The organism is Alloactinosynnema sp. L-07 (assembly GCF_900070365.1).
Classification (GTDB): domain Bacteria; phylum Actinomycetota; class Actinomycetes; order Mycobacteriales; family Pseudonocardiaceae; genus Actinokineospora.
This window is the reverse complement of record NZ_LN850107.1, coordinates 3,338,136-3,358,415: the sequence shown is the minus strand read 5'-3', so window position 1 is coordinate 3,358,415 and position 20,280 is coordinate 3,338,136. Positions and strand designations below refer to the sequence as shown.

Here is a 20,280-nt window from a genome sequence, read left to right as displayed (position 1 = left end):
ACTGTGCGATTTAGATGGTGATGACGACCTTGCCCCGGGCGCGGCCTTCCTCCAGGTAGCGGACGGCCTGGGCGGCGTCGGCGAGCGGGAAGGTGCGGTCGATGACCGGGGTGAGTTTGCCTGCCTCGATCAGCGTGCGTAGTTCCTCGATGTCCTCGCCGCGCTCCACGGAGATCACGCCGCCCAGGCGCTGGCTCACGAAAGGGGACAGCAGGATCGCTCGGAGCAGGCGGTCCATTCCGCCGAGCCATCGGCCGCCGCCCTCGCCGCCGACGATGATCAGCCTGCCCTTCGGGGTGAGGGCGCGGCGCAGGTGGGACAGTCGCCGCATCCCGGCGATGTCGATGATCAGGTCCCAGTGCCGTGTCCCGTCGGCGAAGTCCGTTTGGGTGTAGTCGACGACGTCGTCCGCGCCGATCGAGCGGACCAGGTCGATCTTGCCGGTGCTGCACACGCCGGTCACGGAGGCGCCGTAGGCCTTCGCGAGTTGCACCGCGAACGTGCCCACCCCGCCGCCCGCGCCGATGATCAGGACCTTGTCGCCGGTCTTGACGTTGTCGCGCAGGCTGTGCAGCGCGGTGAGGCCCGAGACCGGGACCGCGGCCGCCTGTTCGAGGGTCAGGTTCGCGGGCTTCGGCACGCATCGCGCCGCGGGCACGCACGCGTACTCGGCGAACGAGCCTGCGCAAGTGCCGAACACCTCGTCGCCGACCCGGAACTTCGTCACGTTGGCGCCGAGCGCCTCGACCGTTCCCGCGACATCCCGGCCCAGGATGGGGTTCCTGGGTGCGCGCAAGCCGAGGGCCGCGCGGGCCGGGAGCGGCAGCCCGGTCATGAGGTGCCACACCCCGTAGTCCACCCCGGCCGCGTGGACCCGCACGAGTACCTCGTCATCGCCGGGCTTCGGTGTGTCCATGTCGGCGAGCCGTAACACGTCCGCCGGGCCATATCTGTCGTACACGATCGCTTTCACGATTTCTCCCCTGGGTACTGAAAAACGTCATCGAGTGGAACCTTGAAGACCCGCGCGATCTGAAATGCCATCTCCAGCGACGGCGAATAACGCCCCTGCTCGACGGCGATGATGGTTTGCCTGGTCACGCCGATCCGTTCCGCGAGCGCCGCCTGGGTCATCTCGCCGTTGGCGAACCGCAGTGCCCGGATCGAGTTCGTGACCTTGGTCGACTTCACCACGACTGAAATCCCCGACGGTAGGCGGATATCTTGGCCATGGAAGCGATTAGGCCGGACAGCGCGAACGCGAGGTAGATCGCGTTGGCGATCCAGAAGTGGTCGACCTCGGCCATGGCCATGGCCAGCGTCGATACCCCGCCGATGGCGGTGAACGAGTAGCCGGTGTACTCACCGAACCGCTCGATCCCTCGGTCCCGCTCGTCCTTTTTCCGGGAGTCCTTCGGCGTGGTGATCTCGGCGGCGATGCTGAGCACGATCGTCACGACGATCGCCACACCAATGGTCCACAATAGAGCCGCGACATAGGGCGTCTCAGTCAGCGGCCCGTCGCCTGCGCGGCTCAGGATGATGACGAGGTAGGTCAGATACGTGCAGGCGGTGACCAGCCCCATGATCCACGCGCGCTTCTCTTCGAGTGCCACGCCGACCCCCAATGTAAAACAACTTTGACATCGTCGAATGTAAGGTGTCGCGGACACCATGTCAAGAGTCTTTGACTCCGATGTTTGGTCAAAGGCGGCTGCGTTGACGAGAGTCGCGTCGACCGCGGGCCGTTCCTCGCGCAGAGGTTCTCACGCCTCGTCAGAAAAGGGTCTGCATCGGATCCGTTGTCGGGCCGTGCCTGCGCAACTCGATCCACGCGCGGCGGAGGCGGGTCACGGTCTCGGTCAGCACCTGCACCGGGAAGGTGTAGGGGAGCCGGATGAAGGTGTCGTGGTCGCCCGACGGGTCCGTGGCCGAGCCGGGGACGATCTCCACGCCGTGGCGCAAGGCGACCTGGGCGAAGACCTGGGCGTCGGTGTCTGGCAGCTCGATCCACAGCGCCGACCCGCCGTCGGGGACCCGCCAGCGCCACTGGGGGAGTTGGTCGGTCAGCAGGTGGCACAGGTGGTCCAGCCGGGGGCGCAGCCGGTGGGCGCGGTCGCCCGCGATGTCGACGATCTTGGGCAGCAGGCTCACCGCGATGGCCTGGTCGAGGACCGGGCTGGCCAGGTCGGCCCGGACCTTGTGCCGGGCCAGGCGCTCGATGACCTCACCTGGCCCGCGGATCCAGCCGATCCGCAGCCCGCCCCACACGGCCTTGGCGAGTGAGCCGACGGTGAGCACCTCGGCGGTGCCGCCTGCGAAGGCGGCGATGGCGGGCGGGTGTGGCCTGCCGTCAGTGGTGGCGAAGGCGCTGTAGGCGTTGTCCTCGACGATCGGGACGTCGAAGCGGGCGGCCAACTCGGCGATCTGCCTGCGCCGATCGGCGGACATCAGCGTGCCGGTCGGGTTGTGGTAGGTCGGCATGAGGTAGGCCAGCGCGGGAGCGTCGGCGAAGGCATGGCTCAGGCCGTCGGTGCGCACGCCCTCCTCGTCCAAGGGCACGCCGACCAGCTTCGCCCCCGCCGCCCGGAACACGTCCAGGCAGCCGGGCCAGCTCGGCGACTCGACCACGACCGTGGCGCCGGGGCGCAGGTACATCTGGGCGATCAGGCCGATGGCCTGCTGGGCGCCCGTGGTGACCAGGACCTGGTCGGGGACGGTGGGCAGGCGGTGCTGGGTGAGGTGTTCGGAGATCGCCTCCAGCAGCGGCGGGTAGCCGCGCGGGTGGTAGCCCGAGTCCGACATCAGCTCGGGCAGCCCGTGCCGGACCAGCTCGGCCAGCGCGTCGCCGACCTCGTCGGCGGCGGGCTCACCCGCGAACGCCAGGGAGATCAGCTCGCTGGGGCCGTCGACCATCCGCTGGAAGATGGACGTGGCTCGGCCGCCGGGCACCCGCCCGTCGGCGGCGGCCGACCTCGGCCGCACCTTCGCGATCACCCTGGTCCCGCTGCCGCGCAGGCTCTCGATGAGACCGGCGCCGCGCAGCTCGTCGTAGGCCGCCACGACGGTCGCGCGGCTCACCGCGAGCGTCTTGGCCAGATCGCGCTCGGACGGCAGCCGGTCGCCCGTGCGCAGCACGCCCTCGCGGATCAGCAGGCTCAAGGCCTCGGACAGCTTGCGGTAGAGCGGCCCCTTCCGCGCCGCCCAGTCGCCGATCAGGCCGGCGAGAGCGCCGGCGTCGCTCGACCGGTCCACTTCGCGCTCCATTGGCATGGTCGTTGCCCTCTCGTGGATCGCAGACGCTAGCGCACAGCGCCGCGACCGTGAAGCACACGACGGTGGATTCCCTGATGTGGCCCGATTCCGATCCACCTTGGTCCGAAATGGCACGGGATCGCACCCGGTCCACCCGGCAGGCTGCGGCACGTGACCACCCGCGCCGCGGGCTCGCGGTACCGATTGTGAGGGAGTTCCCGTGTCCCCATCCACGCCACGTCCGAACCGAAACTGGCGGCGCCGCTGCGCCGTGGCCGTCGCGATCGCGGGCACCGTGCTCGCCACGACGCCCGCCGCCCACGCCGCGCCCGCCGACCCCGCCGCGCTGGGCACCAAGCTCGCCAAAGCGGTGACCGCCGACAACATCAACCGCCACCTCATCGCCCTGCAGCGCATCGCCGACACCAACGGCGGCACCCGCGCGGCGCACACGCCGGGCTACCAGAAGAGCCTGGACTACGTCGCGGGCAGGCTGCGCGCGGCGGGCTTCGACGTCAGCACGCCGGAGTTCACCTACAACCGCATCGTCGTGGACGCGGCCACTGTCACGGCGGGCTCGGTCCGCGCCGTTCCCTTGCAGATGACCGACTCGGTGAGCACCCCCGTCGGCGGGCTCACCGGTCCGCTCGTGGCCGTCCCCGTCGACGCCAACCCCGGCTGCCAGATCGAGGACTACGCGGGCATCAACGCCACGGGCGCGATCGCGCTGATCAAGCGCGGCGGCTGCTCCTTCACCCAGAAGCAGCTGGTGGCCGCGCAGGCGGGCGCTGTCGCCGCGCTGGTCTACAACCACGTCGAAGGCCCCGGCTACGGCGGAGTCGACCCGGCCCAGTCCAAGATCCCCACCGCGGGCCTGACCACCGCCGAGGGTCTCGCGCTCACCGCGGTCGCGGGTACGCAGACCACTGTGGACATTCGCACGCACCGGGAGATGACCACCAGCCGCTACCTGGTCACCCAGACCCGCACGGGCCGCACCGACAACGTGGTCATGACCGGCGCGCAGCTCGACAGCATCCCGACCAGCGCGGGCATCAACGACACCGGCACCAGTTCGGCGGCCCTGCTGGAGATCGCGCTGAAGCTGGGCCCGGCCCCGCGGGTCAACAACGCCGTGCGTTTCGCCTGGTGGGGCGCGGAGGACGTGGACAAGACCGCCGCAGGGTTCTACCTGAAGTCGCTGACCTTCGAGCAGCAGCTCGACATCGCGATGTACCTGAACTCGAACTCGATCGGGTCGAGGAACGCGGGCTACTTCGTCTACGACGGCGACAACTCGACCGGCTCGGTGGGTCCGATGCCGTACGGCTCCGCGCAGATCGAGCAGGCGTTCGTGCGCTACCTGGCGGGACGCGAGATCCAGGCCGATGGCAGCAACTTCGACCGCCAGTGGGACCACAGCCAGTTCATCATGGCCGCGATCCCGACCGGCGGCCTCTACGCGGGGTCCTACCGCCAGAAGACCCCGGCGCAGGCCACCAAGTGGGGCGGCACCGCGGGTGTGTCCTTCGACCGCTGCCACCAGCAGGCGTGCGACAACCTCGGCAACGTCGACCGTGCCGTGCTCGACCGCAACGCCGACGCGCTGGCGTTCGTGCTCGGTGGCTACGCCACCAGCACCGAGGACGTCAACGGCGTTCCCGCGCGGGAACAGCGGGCGCAGGCCCGCGCCGCCGTCGCGCTGAAGGCGACCACCTTAGGCGGTGCCGAGTGAGCCGCGGCCGCGGTGCGCTCGCCTTGGCAGTCCTCGTCCTGGCGGCACTGCCGGTGGCCACCGCGCACGCGGCGCCGCAGGCCAGGCCGACCCTGGCGGAACGGCTCGTCGAGCGGGTGACCCTCGACGGCGTCAACCGGCACTTGATCGCCTTCCAGCGCATCGCCGACCGCAACGGCGGCCACCGCGCCGACCCGAGCCCCGGCTACACGAAGACGCAGGACTACATCACCGACTCGCTGCGCACGGCCGGGTTCGACGTCACCTCGCACGAGTTCACCTATGACCGCGTGGTCATCGACCGGGCCGTGGTGGCCGCCGGGGCCACCAGCCTGGCGCCGAACCCGCTGATCGGGTCGCCGGACACCGCGGTCGGCGGCGTCACCGGCCCGCTCGCGGTCGTGCCCGCCGACGCCGACTCCGGCTGTCAGGCCGCCGACTACGCGGGCCTGACCACCTCCGGCGCCGTGGCGCTGGTCAAGCGCGGCGGGTGTCCCTACACCCAGAAGCTGTTGGTGGCGACCGGTTTGGGTGCCGTCGCGGTCGTGTTCTACAACCACTCCGTCGGAGCCGTGGGCGGCGTGGTCGACCCGGCGCAGGCCCGGATCCCGGCGGTCATGCTCGGGTCGGCCGACGGCGCGAGGCTCACCGGGCTGGGTGGGGTGTCGACGAACGTCGAGGTGCGCAGGCACGTCGAGGCGACCGTGTCGCACAACGTCATCGCCCAGACCCGCACCGGGCGCAAGGACAACGTCATCCTGCTCGGCACCCACTCCGACAGCGTCACCACGTCGCCCGGCGTCAACGACAACGGGTCGAACGGGGCGGCGACGCTGGAGTTGGCGCGCAAGCTCGGCGGCTCCCCGCGGATCAACAACGCGGTGCGCTTCGCCTTCTGGGGCGCCGATGTGCCGCACTCGGGCGCGGCGCCGTACCTGAACTCGCTGAACGACGAACAGCGGCTCGACATCGCGATGTACCTCGACGTGGGCCCGCTCGGCTCGCCCAACGGCGGCCACTTCGTCTTCGACGGCGACAACTCCGCGGGGCAGGCAGGGCCGATGCCCTATGGGTCGGCGCAGATCGAGAAGACCTTTGTGGACTTCATGACCGGGATCGGGGTGCAGACCGAACCCGCTCCCGTTGTCGGCCAGGGCAACTACGCGACCTTCATCGCCGCGGGCATCCCCACCGGCGGGCCGTTCGCGGGCATCCCGCACATCAAGTCGCCCGCGCAGGCGGCGAAGTGGGGCGGTACGGCCGGAATCGCCTTCGACCCGTGCAACCTCGCGCCGTGCGACAACCTGGGCAACATCAACCGGGAGATCCTGTCCCGCAACGCCGACGCGCTGGCCTTCGCCACCGGCACCTACGCGATGTCCACCGAGGACGTCAACGGGGTGCCGCCACGGGACCGCCGGGCGTCGTCGCGGGTCGTGTGGGCGGCGGTAACGGCCACAGTGGACGGTGAGCGCGCGTGAGGGCGCCGTCGTAGCGGTCAAGCGACGACCATGGGCGTGTGGGAGTAGCGGGACCCGTTTGGCCGGGCCGGGTGGGGCGATCACGCCCCACCCGGCCCTGCGCGTTCACCGGCACGGGCCAAAACGATCCATTCGCGGACGCTTTGGCTCGGGTGGTGGCCGGGGCGCGCGGCCAGAGTGGATACCGGTGACCCGCGTCGATCGGGCGGGCGGACCAGACTCGCGGAGGCCAGCACATGTCGCAATCCCCAGCGTCGTACCGGCCGCGGTTCCCCGGCGGGGACACCGCGCCCATGCCTGAGCTGTTCGAGGCGGCGTGCGCGGCCGACCCCGGCGCGATCGCGGTGGTGCACGGCGGGACCGAACTGACCTACGCGGAGCTGGACGCGCGGGCGAACCGGCTGGCGTGGCGGCTGATCGACGGGGGCGTGGGGCCGGGTGACCTGGTCGGGCTGGCGGTGCCGCGCTCGCCGGAGATGATCGTGGCCTGGCTCGGGGTGCTCAAGTCGGGTGCGGCGTACCTGCCCATCGACCCCGGGTACCCGGCCGACCGCATCGCCCTCATCCTCGGCGACGCCCGGCCCGCCGTGGTCGTCACGACCGAGGCGGTGGCGGCGACCCTCGACGCCGACGTACTGCTCATCGACGACGCCACCGCCGACATCGGCCCGACCGACGCCGACCGGACCCGGCCGCTGTCGCTGGACGACGCCGCGTACGTCATCTTCACCTCGGGGTCCACCGGCACGCCCAAGGGCGTCGTGGTGACCCACCGGGGTGTCGGCGGCATGGCCGCCGAGCACATCGACCGGCTGCTGATCGGGCCGGGGAGCCGGTTCCTGCTCGCGGTGTCGATCAGCTTCGACGTCTCGATGGCTGACATCGCAATGACCCTGTTCGCCGGTGCGACCCTGGTCGTGCCCGGTCCCGACGAGCAGATGGCGGGCGACGTGCTCGCCGATGTGATCGAGCGGCACGGGGTGACCCACACCGACCTGGTGGCCGCGATGCTGGCGTCGCTGCCCGACCGCCCGCTGCCCACCATGACCAGCGTCATCGTCGGCGGGGAGGCGTGCTCGCGCGAACTGGCCGCGCGGTGGGCGCCGGGCAGGCGGCTGGTGCACGTCTACGGGCCGACCGAGTCCACTGTGGTCGCCACGATGAGCGAGCCCGCCACCGGGGACGCCGCGCCGCCGATGGGCAGGCCGATCCGGGGCGTCGCCGCGCACGTGCTCGACGCGGCGCTGCGGCCGGTGCCCGACGGTGAGCCGGGGGAGCTGTACCTGGCGGGCGCGGGGCTGGCTCGGGGCTACCTCAACCGCCCCGCGCTCACCGCCGAGCGGTTCGTGGCCAACCCGTTCGACGCGCCGGGCACCCGGATGTACCGCACGGGCGACCTGGTCAAGCGGCTGCCGAGCGGGGACCTCGTCTTCGTCGGTCGGGCCGACAATCAGGTGAAAGTACGCGGGTTCCGCATCGAACTGGGCGAGATCGAGGCCACGATCAGCGGGCACCCGGCGGTCCGGTCGGCCGCCGTGGTGGTCAACGAGGACGCCGCGCAGAAGCGGCTGGTCGCCTATGTCGTGCCGGACGGGCGCCCGGTGGATCCGGCCGAGGTGCGTGCCCACGCCGCCGAGACGCTGCCCGAGTACATGGTGCCCGCCGCGGTCGTGGTGCTGGACGAGTTCCCGTTGACCCCCAACGGAAAGCTGGACCGCAAGGCGTTGCCCGCGCCGGACTTCGCAGCCGTGGCCTCGCACCGTGGCCCGCGCACGCCGCGTGAGGAAGCACTGTGCGGTCTGTTCGCCGATGTGCTCGGCCTGCCGCGCATCGGCATCGACGACAGTTTCTTCGACCTCGGCGGCGACAGCATCGTCTCCATCCAACTGGTGAGCCGGGCGCGGCGGGCGGGCATCGACTTCACCCCGCACGAGGTGTTCACCCACCGCACCATCGAGCGGCTCGCCGCGGTGGCCAGGGACACCGGGGCGGTCGAGGTGGAGGCGCCCGGCGCCGGGATCGGGGCGGTCCCGCTGACGCCGATCATGCACTGGCTTCGGGACCGGGGTGGGCCCATTGACGCCTTCCACCAGTCGATGCTGGTGCAGGTGCCCGCCGACCTCGGCCTGGAGCGGCTGACCGCCGCGCTTCGCGCGGTCATCGATCGGCACGACATGCTCCGCTCCCGGCTCGGCCGTGACGGTACACAGTGGACACTGGAGGTCCAGGACGTCGGTGCGGTCACCGATTGTCTGACTCGGGTCGACGTGAGCGGGCTGGGCGACGATGAACTCGCCCGCGTGGTCGCCGAAGAGTCCGAGCGCGCGGTAGCCGACCTTGACCCGGAGCGGGGCGTCATGCTTCGCGCGGTGTGGTTCGACCGCGGCCCGCTGCGGCAGGGACGGCTGCTGCTTTGTCTGCAACACCTGGTGGTCGACGGGGTGACCTGGCGGATCCTGGTGCCCGACCTGGCCGAGGCGTGGGCCGACCTGGGCACCCCGCCGGAGCTGGTCGCCACGTCGTTCCGGCGCTGGGCCCAGCATCAGGCCGAACGTGCCCACGATCCCGCCGTCGTCGCGGAAACCGAGCGCTGGCAACAGATCCTGGCCACCCCCGACCCGCTGCTGTCGAGCAGGCCGCTCGACCCCGCGCGCGATGTCGTCGGCACCGAGCGCTCGGTGACCATGACGCTGCCAGAGGAGCAGACAGCCGCGCTGCTGACAGCGGCGCCTGCCGCCTTCCACGCGGGCGTCGAGGACATCCTGGTCACCGCGCTCGGCCTCGCGGTCGCCGCGTGGCGGCGCGACCGCGGGCTCTCCGATTCGACCCAGGTCGTGCTGGACCTGGAAGGCCACGGCAGGCGCGAGGAGGACGCCGCGGGCATGGACCTCTCGCGCACCATCGGCTGGTTCACCTCGATCCGGCCGGTGCGGCTCGACCTCGGCGCCGTGGACTGGGCGTCGGTGTGGTCCGGCGGGGCCGCGGTCGCGGGCGTCGTCAAGCGGGTGAAAGAACAGCTCCGCGCGGGCTCGACCGGCCAGACCTTCGGGTTGCTGCGCCATCTCAACGACGACACCGCGCCCGCGCTCGCCGCGCTGGGCACCCCGCAGATCGAGTTCAACTACCTGGGCCGCTTCGGCGTCCCGGCCGAGGGCACCGACTGGGCCGCCGCGCCCGAGACCGCCGCGCTCGGCGAGGGGGAGGACCCCGGCATCCCGTTCGCGCACCTGCTGGAGATCAACGCCATCACCGAGGACCAGCCGACCGGGCCCCGGCTGAGCGTGACCTGGGCGTGGCCGGGCGAGCTGCTCGCCGAGGGCGACGTGCGGCGACTGGGTGAGCTGTGGTTCCGTGCGCTGACCGCGATCGCCACGCACACCGGGAAGCCCGCGGCGGGCGGCCACACGCCGTCGGACTTCCCGCTCGCGTCGGTCACCCAGTCCGACATCGATCGGCTGGAGGCCGCCCACCCCGACCTGGCCGACGTGTGGCCGGTGACGCCGTTGCAGGACGGTCTGCTGTTCCACTCGCTCTATGAGGACAGCGCCGACGTCTACCTCACCCAGCTCGTCGTCGGACTGGACGGGCCGCTGGACACCGACCGGCTGCGGGCCGCGGCGGACGCGGTGCTGCGCGACCATCCGCAGCTGCGGGTCGCCTACCGGCACGAGGGGCTGTCCGCCCCGCTGGCCGTCGTCCCCGCCCGGGTGTCGGCGCCGTTCGAGGTCGTCGACCTGACGGCGGGGGACGCCGCGGCAGGCATGGCGCGGCTGCTCGCGGCTGACCGCGCGCGGCGGTTCGACCTCGCCGAGCCGCCGCTGGTCCGGTTCACCGTGGTCCGGGTGGGTGAGGCCGCGCGCCAGCTGGTGATCACCAGCCACCACCTGATGCTCGACGGCTGGTCGATGCCGGTGCTGCTGCGCGAACTGCTCGACCGCTACACCGGGGCCGCCATCGTGCCCGCGACCCCGTACCCGGCTTACCTGGCCTGGTTGGACCGCCAGGACCGGGCCGCGGCCGAACGCGCGTGGCGCGACCTGCTGGCCGGGGTAGACGAGCCGACCTTGGTCGCCGCTGCCGCGCAGGGGACGCGGAGCGTGCGTTCGCAGGACCTGGTCGTGGAGGTGCCCGAGGAGCTGACCGCCGCGCTCGTCGCCACCGCCCGCGGCTGCCAGCTGACCATGAACACCGTCGTGCAGGGCGCGTGGGCGATGCTGGTCGGCTCGCTGACCGGCCGGTCCGACGTGCTGTTCGGCACCTCCGTTGGCGGGCGCCCGGCCGAGGTCGTGGGTATGGACTCGATGCTGGGCATGTTCGTGGGCACCATGCCAGTGCGGGTGCGCCTTGACCCGGCGCGGTCGGTGGCCGCGGTCCTCGCCGACCTGCAGGACCAGCTGTCGGCGATGACCCCGCACGCCTACGTCGGCTTGGCCGAACCGCAGCGGGCCGCCGGGATCGGCGAGCTGTTCGACACCCTGACCGTGTTCGCCAGCTACGCCGACCACGCCGACCTGTCGGCGGACGGCCTGCGGGTGACCGGGATCGAGGAACTCGACGCCATCCACTACCCGCTAGGCTTGGCCGCCACGCCGGGTCCCCGGCTGCGCCTGCGGCTGTGCTACCGGCCCGACGTCTACTCCACAGTGGACGCCGAGGCGATCGTGGCGCGGCTGGTCCGGCTGCTGGAGTCCTTCGCCGCCGATCCGACCGTGCCGCTGAGCCGCGTCGACGTGCTCACCGCGGGGGAACGTGCCCTCGTCCTGGACGGGTGGAACGACACCGGGACCGCCGCCACCCCGGCGACCCTGCCCGCCTTGGTCGAGGCGCAGGTCCGGCGCACCCCGCACGGCGACGCGGTGGTGTTCGGCGACACCGTGTTCAGCTACGCCCAAGTCAACGCCGCGGCCAACCGGCTGGCCCACCACCTGATCGGCCGGGGCGTCGGTCCGGAGACGCGGGTGGCGCTGGCGCTGCCGCGGTCGGCGGAGCTGATCGTGGCCTGGCTGGCGGTGCTCAAGACCGGCGCGGCCTACGTGCCGGTCGACCCCGGCTACCCGGCCGAGCGGATCGAGTTCATGCTCGCCGACGCCACTCCCGCGGTCGTGCTCACAACCACCGAACAGGCCGACTCCAAGATCGGCACCGCGCTGATCGAGGAAGACGACCGCCGCGCCGCGCCGGTGATCACCCTCGACACACTGGACCTCGACGGCGCCCCCGAGACCGATCCGACCGACGCCGACCGGGTGCGCCCGCTGTCGGTGCGCCACCCCGCCTACGTCATCTACACCTCCGGGTCGACCGGCACCCCGAAGGGCGTCGTGGTCACCCACCACGGGGTCGCCGACGTCGCCGCGGTCCACATCGATCGGATGCGGCTGGACGAGACCAGCCGGTTCCTGCTCGCGGTGTCGATCAGCTTCGACGTGTCGATGGCCGACATCGCGATGACCCTGTCCTGCGGCGCGGCCCTGGTGCTGCCGCCGCCGGGCAGCACCCTGGCCGGGGCCGAACTGGCCGCGCTGGTCGACGACCACAAGGTCACCCACACCGACCTCGTGGCGCCGATGCTCGCCTCGCTGCCCGACGGGGACCTGCCGACCTTGCGCGGATTCGTCGTCGGCGGTGAGGCCTGCCCCGGCGAACTCGTCGCCCGCTGGTCGCCGGGCAGGCGGATGATGCACGTGTACGGGCCCACCGAGTCCACTGTGGTCGCCACCATGTCGGACCCGCTCAGCGGCGCCGACGCCCCGCCCATCGGCAGGCCGATCCCCGGCACCAGCGCGTACGTGCTCGACGCGGCGCTGCGGCCGGTCGCCCCTGGCGTGGTCGGTGAGCTGTATCTCGCGGGCGCGGGGCTGGCCAGGGGATACCTCGCCCGGCCCGGTCTGACCTCGGAGCGGTTCGTCGCCAACCCCTTCGCGTTGGACGGTGCGCGGATGTACCGGACCGGTGACCTGGTGCGCTGGACGGCGACCGGGAACATCGAGTTCGTCGGCCGCGCTGACCACCAGGTCAAGATCCGCGGCTTCCGAATCGAGCTGGGTGAGGTCGAGGCCGCCGTCGCGGCCTGCCCCGGTGTCCGGCAGGCCGCGGTCGCCGCCATCGCGGGCCGGGGTGGGGCCAAGAGCCTGGTGGCCTACGTCGTGGCCGAGCCGGGAGAGACCGTCGACCCGGTGGCGCTGCGCGCCCTGCTCGGCACCCGGCTGCCCGAGCACATGGTGCCCGCCGCCGTGGTCGGCTTGGCCGCGTTCCCGCTGACCGCCAGCGGCAAGCTCGACCGCCGCGCGCTGCCCGCGCCGGACCTGGCGGCGTCGGCCGCGGTGTCCCGCCCGCCGAGGACACCGCGCGAGGAGATCCTCTGCGACCTGTTCGCCGAGGTGCTCGGGGTGGCCACGATCGGCGTGGACGACAACTTCTTCGACCTCGGCGGGCACTCGCTGCTGGCCACCAGGGTCGTCGGCCGGGTCCGGTCGGTGTTCGGCACCGACCTCACCATCGGCGCGCTGTTCGCCGCGCCGACCGTGGGCGGTCTGGCCGAGGCGATCGACACGACGGCCGCGGTCGCCGCGCCGCTGCGGCCGGTCGCGCGACCCGAGACCGTGCCGCTGTCGTTCGCCCAGCAGCGGCTGTGGTTCCTCAACCGGTTCGAGGACGCGGGCGCGCTCTACAACGTGCCCACCGCGCTGCGGCTGTCCGGTCCACTCGACGTGGCCGCGCTGGGCGCCGCGCTGGGTGACGTGGTCGCCCGGCATGAGGTCCTGCGCACCGTGCTGCCCGAGCGGGACGGCACCGCGCACCAAGTCGTGCTCGACCCGCCGTCGTTCCGGCTGGACCCGCACGATGTCGAGCCGTCCGCGCTGGCCGCGCGCGTGCAGGTCGCCGCTGACACCGGGTTCGACCTTACCGTCGACCTGCCGGTGCGGGCGACGCTGTTCCGCACGGCGCCGACCGAGCATGTTCTTCTGCTGGTGCTGCACCACGTCGCGGGTGACGAGGGCTCGCTGGCTCCGCTGCTGCGCGACCTCGGCACGGCGTACACCGCCCGCGCGGCGGGTGGCGTGCCGCAGTGGGCTTCGCTGCCGGTGCAGTACGCCGACTATTCCTTGTGGCAACGGGAAGTCCTCGGCGAAGAGTCCGATTCGGACAGTCCACTCGCCGCGCAGCTGCGGTTCTGGCGGCAGGAGCTGACCGGCCTGCCCGACCAGATCGACCTGCCCCTCGACCGGCCGCGGCCCGCGGTCGCGTCGAACCGCGCGGGCGAGGTCGCCTTCGGGATCGACGCCCGGCTGCACGCCGCGCTCGTGGAACTGGCCAGGGCCAACCAGTGCAGCGTCTTCATGGTCGTGCACGCCGCCCTGGCCGCGCTGCTGACCAGGCTCGGCGCGGGCACCGACATCCCGATCGGCTCGCCCATCACCGGCCGGTCCGACGAGGCGCTCGACGAGTTGGTCGGTTTCTTCGTCAACACGCTCGTCCTGCGCGCCGACACGTCCGGCGACCTGACCTTCGCCGAGCTGCTCGGCCGGGTCCGGCGGGCCGACCTGGAGGCCTACGCCAACGCTGACGTGCCCTTCGAGCGGCTCGTCGAGGCGGTCAACCCGGTGCGGTCGCTGTCGCGGCACCCGCTGTTCCAGGTGATGCTCGCCGCGGTCACCGAGGGTCCCGGCGGATTCGAGGTGCCGGACCTCGTGGTCGAGCCGGGGCCGGTCACGGCGGCGACCGCCAAGTTCGACCTGACGCTGCACTACAGCGCGCGGCGTGCCGAGGACGGCGGCTCGGCGGGCATGGACTTCCTGCTCGTGTACGCGGCCGACCTGTTCGACCACCCCACCGCACGGGCATTGGGTGACAGGCTGGTCACGGTGCTGGAGCAGGTCGCCGCCGACTCGGCGGTGCGCGTCCAGGCGCTGGAGGTCGTCGGCCGGGGCGAGCGGCACATGCTCGTCACCGGGGTCAACGACACCGCCGTCGAGATCCCCGACCTGCGCGTGCACGAAGTGATCGAACGGCACGCCCGGCAGACCCCGGACGCCGTCGCGCTGGTGTTCCGCGACACCGAGATCACCTACGCGGAGCTGAACGCCTCGGCCAACCAGCTCGCCCGGTGGCTGTGCGCGGCCGGGGTGGGCGATGGTGACCTTGTCGGCCTGTGCGTCGACCGGGGGCCGGACATGGTCGTGGCATTGCTCGCGGTTCTCAAGGCGGGTGCGGGCTATGTCCCGATCGACCCGGAGCACCCGGTGGGCCGGGTGCGCGCGATCGTCGCCGAGGCGGAGTTGACCTGGGTCGTCACCCAGCCCGCGTCCGCCGGGATGTTCGACGGCGTCGACCATGTCCTGCTCATCGATGAGCAGATCGACGGCGCCGCGGCCGAGAGCCGCGAGGACCTGATCGTGCCCGGTGGGCCGCGGTCCACCGCGTGCGTGCTGTTCACCTCGGGATCGACGGGCAGGCCCAAGGGTGTCGTCTCGTCGCACCGCGCGATCACCAGGACATTCCTCGGGCAGGGCTATCTCGACTTCGGGCCCGACCAGGTCTGGGTGCAGGCCGCGCCGGTGTCGTGGGACGGCGCCGTCCTCGAACTCTTCGGCGCCCTGCTGCCCGGCGGAACCATTGTGCTGCAGCCGGGTCAGAGCCCGGAGCCCGCCGAGATCGCCCGACTCGTGGCCCGCCACGGTGTCACCACGCTGTTCCTGTCCGCCGGGCTGCTCGCGGTGATGGTCGACGTGCACCCGGAGGCGTTCGACGCGGTCGCCCAGGTGATCACCGGCGGCGACGTGCCCTCGGCCCACCACATCGCCGAACTGCTGCGCAGGCGTCCCGAGCTGCCGGTGGTGAACGCCTACGGGCCGGTCGAGGGCATGGTCCTGGCCACCAGTCACCGGATCCGCGCCGAGGACACCGAGCGCGCGCCGCTGCCGATCGGGCTGCCCGTGGCGAACTCCAGCGTGTACCTGCTCGACGCCGAACTGCGGCTGGTGCCACCCGGTGTGGCAGGCGAGTTGTACATCGGCGGCGCGGGCCTGGCCGACGGCTACCGGGGTGAGCCTGGCATGACCGCGACCCGGTTCGTGGCCCACCCCTTCGGCACGCCGGGCGAACGGCTCTACCGCACCGGTGACCTCGCCCGGTGGCGGCCGGACGGGATGCTGGAGTTCCTCGGCCGCGCCGACCACCAGGTCAAGATCCGGGGCTTTCGGATCGAGCTGGGGGAGGTCGAGGCGGCGGTCGTCGCGCATCCGGCGGTCTCGGCCGCGGCGGTGCTGGCCAGGGAGGATCGCCCCGGCGACAAGCGGCTGGTCGCCTATGTGGTGGGCGCGGCGCTGGACACCGAGGCGGTGTCGGACGGGGAGGATCGGCCCGGCGACATGCGGCTGGTCGCCGATGTGGTGGGTGCGGTATTGGACACCGAGGCGATACGGGAGCGCGTCGCTCGGACGCTGCCCGACTTCATGGTGCCGTCGGCGTGGGTCGAGCTGGCCGAACTTCCCTTGACCGGCAACGGAAAGCTCGACCGGGCCGCGCTGCCCGCGCCGGACTGGCGGCAGGCGCCCAGCCGTCGGCCCGCCACCCCGACCGAGTCTGTCCTGTGTGGACTTTTCGCCGAGTTGACCGGGCTGCCCGAGGTGGGGGCGGACGACAACTTCTTCGCCATCGGCGGCCACTCTCTGCTCGCCACCCGCCTGGTCGGCCGCATCCGGTCGGCGCTCGGCGTGGAGATGGGCATCCGGGCCGTCTTCGAGGCGCCGACCGCGGCCGCGCTGGCGCTGCGGCTGGCGGACGCGACGACGTCGAGCCGCGTCGCCCTGCGGCCGATGTCCCGACCAGACCGTGTCCCGCTGTCGTTCGCCCAGCGCAGGCTGTGGTTCGTCAACCAGTTCGACACCGCGGCGGCGATGTCCAACGTGCCGTTGGCGCTGCGGCTGCGCGGCGACCTCGACGTCGCGGCGCTGCGGCTGGCCATCGCCGACGTGACCGAGCGGCACGAGCCGCTGCGGACGATCTTCCCCGTGGTCGACGACGAGCCGTACCAAGAGGTGCTGGCGGCGGCGTCGGTCGACCTGCCGGTGTGTGATCTCGCCGAGGCGGATCTGGCCGTGACCGTGGCCGCCGCGGCGTCGACCGGATTCGACCTGGCCGTCGAACCGCCGCTGCGCGCGGAGCTGTTCCGGTTGGGCGAGCGCGACCATGTCCTGCTCATCGTGATGCACCACATCGCCACCGACGGGTGGTCCCTGGCGCCGTTCACCGCCGACTTGGGTGCCGCCTACGCGGCCCGGGTCCAAAAAGACCGGCCACAGTGGACTCCGCTGCCCGTCCAGTATGCCGACTTCACGTTGTGGCAGCTGGAACTGCTCGGCGGCGAGACGGACGCCGACAGCCCTGCGGGCAAGTCGCTGGCGCACTGGCGGTCCGCCCTCGCGGGTGTGCCGGATCGGCTGGACCTGCCCGCCGACCACACCCGCCCCGCCCTCGCCCGACACCGCGGCGACGCGGTCGACTTCACTGTCGACCCTGGCCTGCACGAGCGGATCCTCGGGTTGGCCGCGGACACTGGGACCAGCGTGTTCATGGTCCTGCACGCCGCGCTCGCGGCGCTGCTGACCCGGCTCGGCGCGGGCACGGACATCCCGATCGGGTCGCCGATCGCGGGCCGGACCGACGCGGCGCTCGACGATCTCGTCGGGTTCTTCGTCAACACCCTGGTCCTGCGGGTGGACACCGGGGGGCAGCCGACGTTCCGGGAGTTGCTGGACCGGGTCCGCGAGGTCGACCTGACCGCCTACGCCCACCAGGACGTGCCGTTCGAGCGGATCGTGGAGGCGGTCAGCCCCACCCGGTCGCTGTCGCACCACCCGCTGTTCCAGGTGCTGCTCGCCTTGCAGAACACCGAGTCCGGCGCGGTCGAGCTGCCGGGCCTCGACGTGGCCGAGCAGGAGATCCCGGTGGAGACGGCCAAGTACGACCTGAGCTTCATGCTCGCCGAACGGCCCGATTTGGGCATCGACGGGTCGCTGACCTACGACGTCGACCTGTTCGACCGCGCCACCGCGCGGACGCTGGCCGACCGATTGGTGTGCCTGCTCGACGCCGCCGTCGCCGCGCCGGACGAGCGCGTCGGCGCGTTGGACATCCTGACGCCGCACGAACGCGCTCGGCTGGTGGAACGCGCCGGTACGCCCGCGGCGGAGACCACACTGCCCGATCTTGTCGCAGGCCAGGCCGCACGCACTCCGAACCGCCCTGCCGTCCGCGTCGACGGCGTCGAACTGTCCTATCGGGACCTCAACGAGCGGGCGAACCGGCTGGCGGGCAGGCTCGCCGAGTTGGGGGCCGGGCCGGAGCGGATCGTCGCGGTCGTGCTGCCTCGCTCGGCCGACCTGGTCGTGACGCTGCTCGCGGTGCTCAAGTCGGGCGCGGCGTACCTGCCGATCGACCCGGACTACCCGACGGCGCGCGTCGGATACATGCTGGCCGACGCCAAGCCCACGCTGGTGGTGACCACCGCGGCGCTCGCCGCCGACTTCGCGGGCTTCGCTGTGTTCGTGCCCGACGCCGACGACATCGCGCGGCACTCGCCACAGGATCCGCTCGTGCCCGGCAGGCGCGGCACGGATCCGGCGTACGTGATCTACACCTCCGGGTCGACCGGACGGCCGAAGGGCGTCGTCATCGAGCACCGGGCGCTGGCGGCGTACCTTGGCTGGGCCGGGGTCGGCTACCCGGACGCGGCGGGGGTGGCGCTGGTGCACTCGCCGGTGGCGTTCGACCTCACCGTGACCGTGCTGTGGGGGCCGCTGATCACCGGCGGGTGCGTGCACCTGGCCGCGTTGGACGACACCGGCGGCACGGTCGAATCACTGCGGCGCGCGCCCGTCACGATGCTCAAAGGCACGCCGAGTCACCTGCCGCTGCTGTCCGCGCTGCCCGACGAGTTCGCCCCCAGCGGCACGCTCATCGTCGCGGGCGAAGCCCTGCACGGCGCCCAGATCGAGCCGTGGCGGGCCCGGCACTCGGACGTCACCGTGATCAACTCCTACGGTCCGACGGAGATCACGGTGAGCTGTATGGAGTACCGGGTCGAGCCGGGCGACCCACTGCCCGCCGGGCCGGTCCCCATCGGCACGCCGTTCGACCATGTCCGGCTGTACGTGCTCGACGCGGGGTTGATGCCCGTGCCCGACCAGGTGGTCGGCGAGCTGTACATCGGCGGCGCCGGGCTGGCGCGGGGCTACCTGAACCGGCCCGCGCTGACCGCGGAACGGTTCGTGGCCAACCCGTTCGTCCCCGGCGCCCGCCTCTACCGCACCGGCGACCTGGTCCGCAGGCGCGCGGACGGGACAATGGTGTTCGTCGGGCGCGTCGACCACCAGGTGAAGGTCCGCGGGTTCCGGATCGAACTCGGCGAGATCGAGTCCCGGCTGGTCGCGCACGAGGACGTTCGCCGCGCCACGGTGATCGTGCGCGAGGACCGGCCGGGCGACCAGCGGATCGTCGCCTATGTCGTCGGTCCGGTCGACAGCCTGGCCGCCCACGTCGCCGCCGCACTGCCCGAGGCCATGGTGCCGTCGGCGTTCGTCGAGGTGGACGAGATTCCGTTGACCCCCAACGGAAAGGTCGACCGCGCGGCCCTCCCGGCGCCGGACGCGCCGACCACGACCGGCCGCGCGCCGAGCACGGCGGTCGAGCGCGCCCTGTGCGAGGTGTTCGCCGACGTGCTGGGCGTGCCGGAGGTCGGGTTGGACGACGGGTTCTTCGACCTCGGCGGGCATTCGCTGCTCACCACCAGGGTGATCAGCCGGGTCCACGCGGTGCTGGGGGTGCGGCTGGGCCTGCGGGCGCTGTTCGAGACGCCCACCGTCGCCGGGCTCGCCTCCAGGATCGCCGAGGGCGCCCCGACCGGCGGGGACGCACTCGACGTGCTCCTGCCACTGCGCGCGGGCGGGGACCTGCCGCCGCTGTTCTGCGTGCACCCGGCCGCGGGCATCAGCTGGGTGTACTCGGGCCTGCTGCGCCACCTCGACCCGCGCCGACCGGTGTACGGCTTGCAGGCCCGCGGTCTGACCGAGCCGGTGACGGCGGACGTGGCCGACATGGCTCGGGACTATGTCGCCGCGATCCGTCGGGTGCGGCCGACGGGCCCGTACCACCTGCTTGGCTGGTCGTTCGGTGGCCTGGTGGCGCACGAGATGGCTTCGGTGCTGCGGTCCGCGGGGGAGGAGGTGGCCTTCCTCGGCCTGATGGACTCCTACCCGGCCTCCGCGCGTGGCACGGACTACCCGGACCCGCCTGTTGACGTGTCCGCGGCACTGTGCGGCGTGCTCGACTCACTCGGCTTCCCCCAGGCCGAGGGCCCGCTGACGGTGGCCGACGCGTTGGCCGAGCTGCGCGCGGCGGACAGCCCACTGGCAGAACTGGGCGAGTCCGGCATCGCGGCCGTGGCAGGCGTGTTCGCCGCGACCGTCGAGGCCAGTGCCCGGCACACCCCGGCGACCTTCGACGGCGACGTGCTGTTCTTCGCCGCGACCGCCTGCCGGGCACCGGGTCTGACCGCGCAGGCGTGGCGGCCGTACGTGGCCGGGCACGTGGAAGAACTACCGATCGACTGCACCCATGGCGCGATGACCCAGCCGCGCCCCCTGGCCGAGATCGGCAAGGCCATCGCCGCCCGCCTCGACCCCGCGACCGACGAAGGACAGCCATGACGACCCGCGAAGCCAGGTGCTTGTCCGGTATGGCGGCTGATGGAGGACGGCGATGAGGATCTGTGACCGCAGGCCGGGGTCGGGCGAGGCGTCATGGCGC

At 72.2% G+C, this 20,280-nt stretch carries 7 protein-coding genes; 3 read left to right on the top strand and 4 right to left on the bottom strand.

Annotation, left to right across the window (positions count from 1 at the left end):
• Positions 1-10: 10 nt before the first annotated feature.
• The 4 genes from BN1701_RS14790 to BN1701_RS14775 all read right to left on the bottom strand — a co-directional run bounded on the left by BN1701_RS14790 (position 11) and on the right by BN1701_RS14775 (position 3,255).
• Complete coding sequence (locus BN1701_RS14790; RefSeq protein ID WP_054049281.1) at positions 11-973, bottom strand: NAD(P)-dependent alcohol dehydrogenase; 963 nt, start codon at positions 971-973, stop codon at positions 11-13.
• The gene (locus BN1701_RS14785; RefSeq protein ID WP_054049279.1) at positions 970-1,194 is read right to left on the bottom strand and encodes a helix-turn-helix transcriptional regulator; all 225 of its coding nucleotides are present in this window, start codon (positions 1,192-1,194) and stop codon (positions 970-972) included. Before BN1701_RS14785 ends, BN1701_RS14790 begins: the two co-directional genes overlap by 4 nt.
• A complete protein-coding gene (locus BN1701_RS14780) occupies positions 1,188-1,616 on the bottom strand; it encodes a hypothetical protein (RefSeq protein ID WP_172803253.1) in 429 nt (142 codons plus the stop codon). The genes BN1701_RS14785 and BN1701_RS14780 overlap by 7 nt, the downstream gene beginning before the upstream one ends.
• 160 nt (positions 1,617-1,776) lie before the next feature.
• On the bottom strand, positions 1,777-3,255 hold the full coding sequence (locus tag BN1701_RS14775; RefSeq protein WP_369800544.1) for a PLP-dependent aminotransferase family protein: 1,479 nt from the start codon (positions 3,253-3,255) through the stop codon (positions 1,777-1,779).
• A gap of 220 nt (positions 3,256-3,475) precedes the next feature.
• Here BN1701_RS14775 and BN1701_RS14770 point away from each other — a divergent pair, with 220 nt between their 5' ends.
• The 3 genes from BN1701_RS14770 (at position 3,476) to BN1701_RS14760 (ending at position 20,180) form a co-directional block, all read left to right on the top strand.
• Positions 3,476-4,990, top strand: a complete 1,515-nt coding sequence (locus BN1701_RS14770; protein WP_157367986.1) for a M28 family peptidase — start codon at positions 3,476-3,478, stop codon at positions 4,988-4,990.
• Complete coding sequence (locus tag BN1701_RS14765; RefSeq protein WP_054049273.1) at positions 4,987-6,471, top strand: M28 family peptidase; 1,485 nt, start codon at positions 4,987-4,989, stop codon at positions 6,469-6,471. Before BN1701_RS14770 ends, BN1701_RS14765 begins: the two co-directional genes overlap by 4 nt.
• A gap of 236 nt (positions 6,472-6,707) precedes the next feature.
• Positions 6,708-20,180 carry a non-ribosomal peptide synthetase gene (locus tag BN1701_RS14760; RefSeq protein ID WP_082859857.1) on the top strand — a complete coding sequence of 4,491 codons (13,473 nt, stop codon included), beginning with the start codon at positions 6,708-6,710 and terminating at the stop codon, positions 20,178-20,180.
• Positions 20,181-20,280: the final 100 nt, after the last annotated feature.

Bases quoted from the DNA above. Each gene is read 5' to 3' on its own strand.
- BN1701_RS14760 (WP_082859857.1), top strand. From the start codon at position 6,708: ATGTCGCAATCCCCAGCGTCGTACCGGCCGCGGTTCCCCGGCGGGGAC.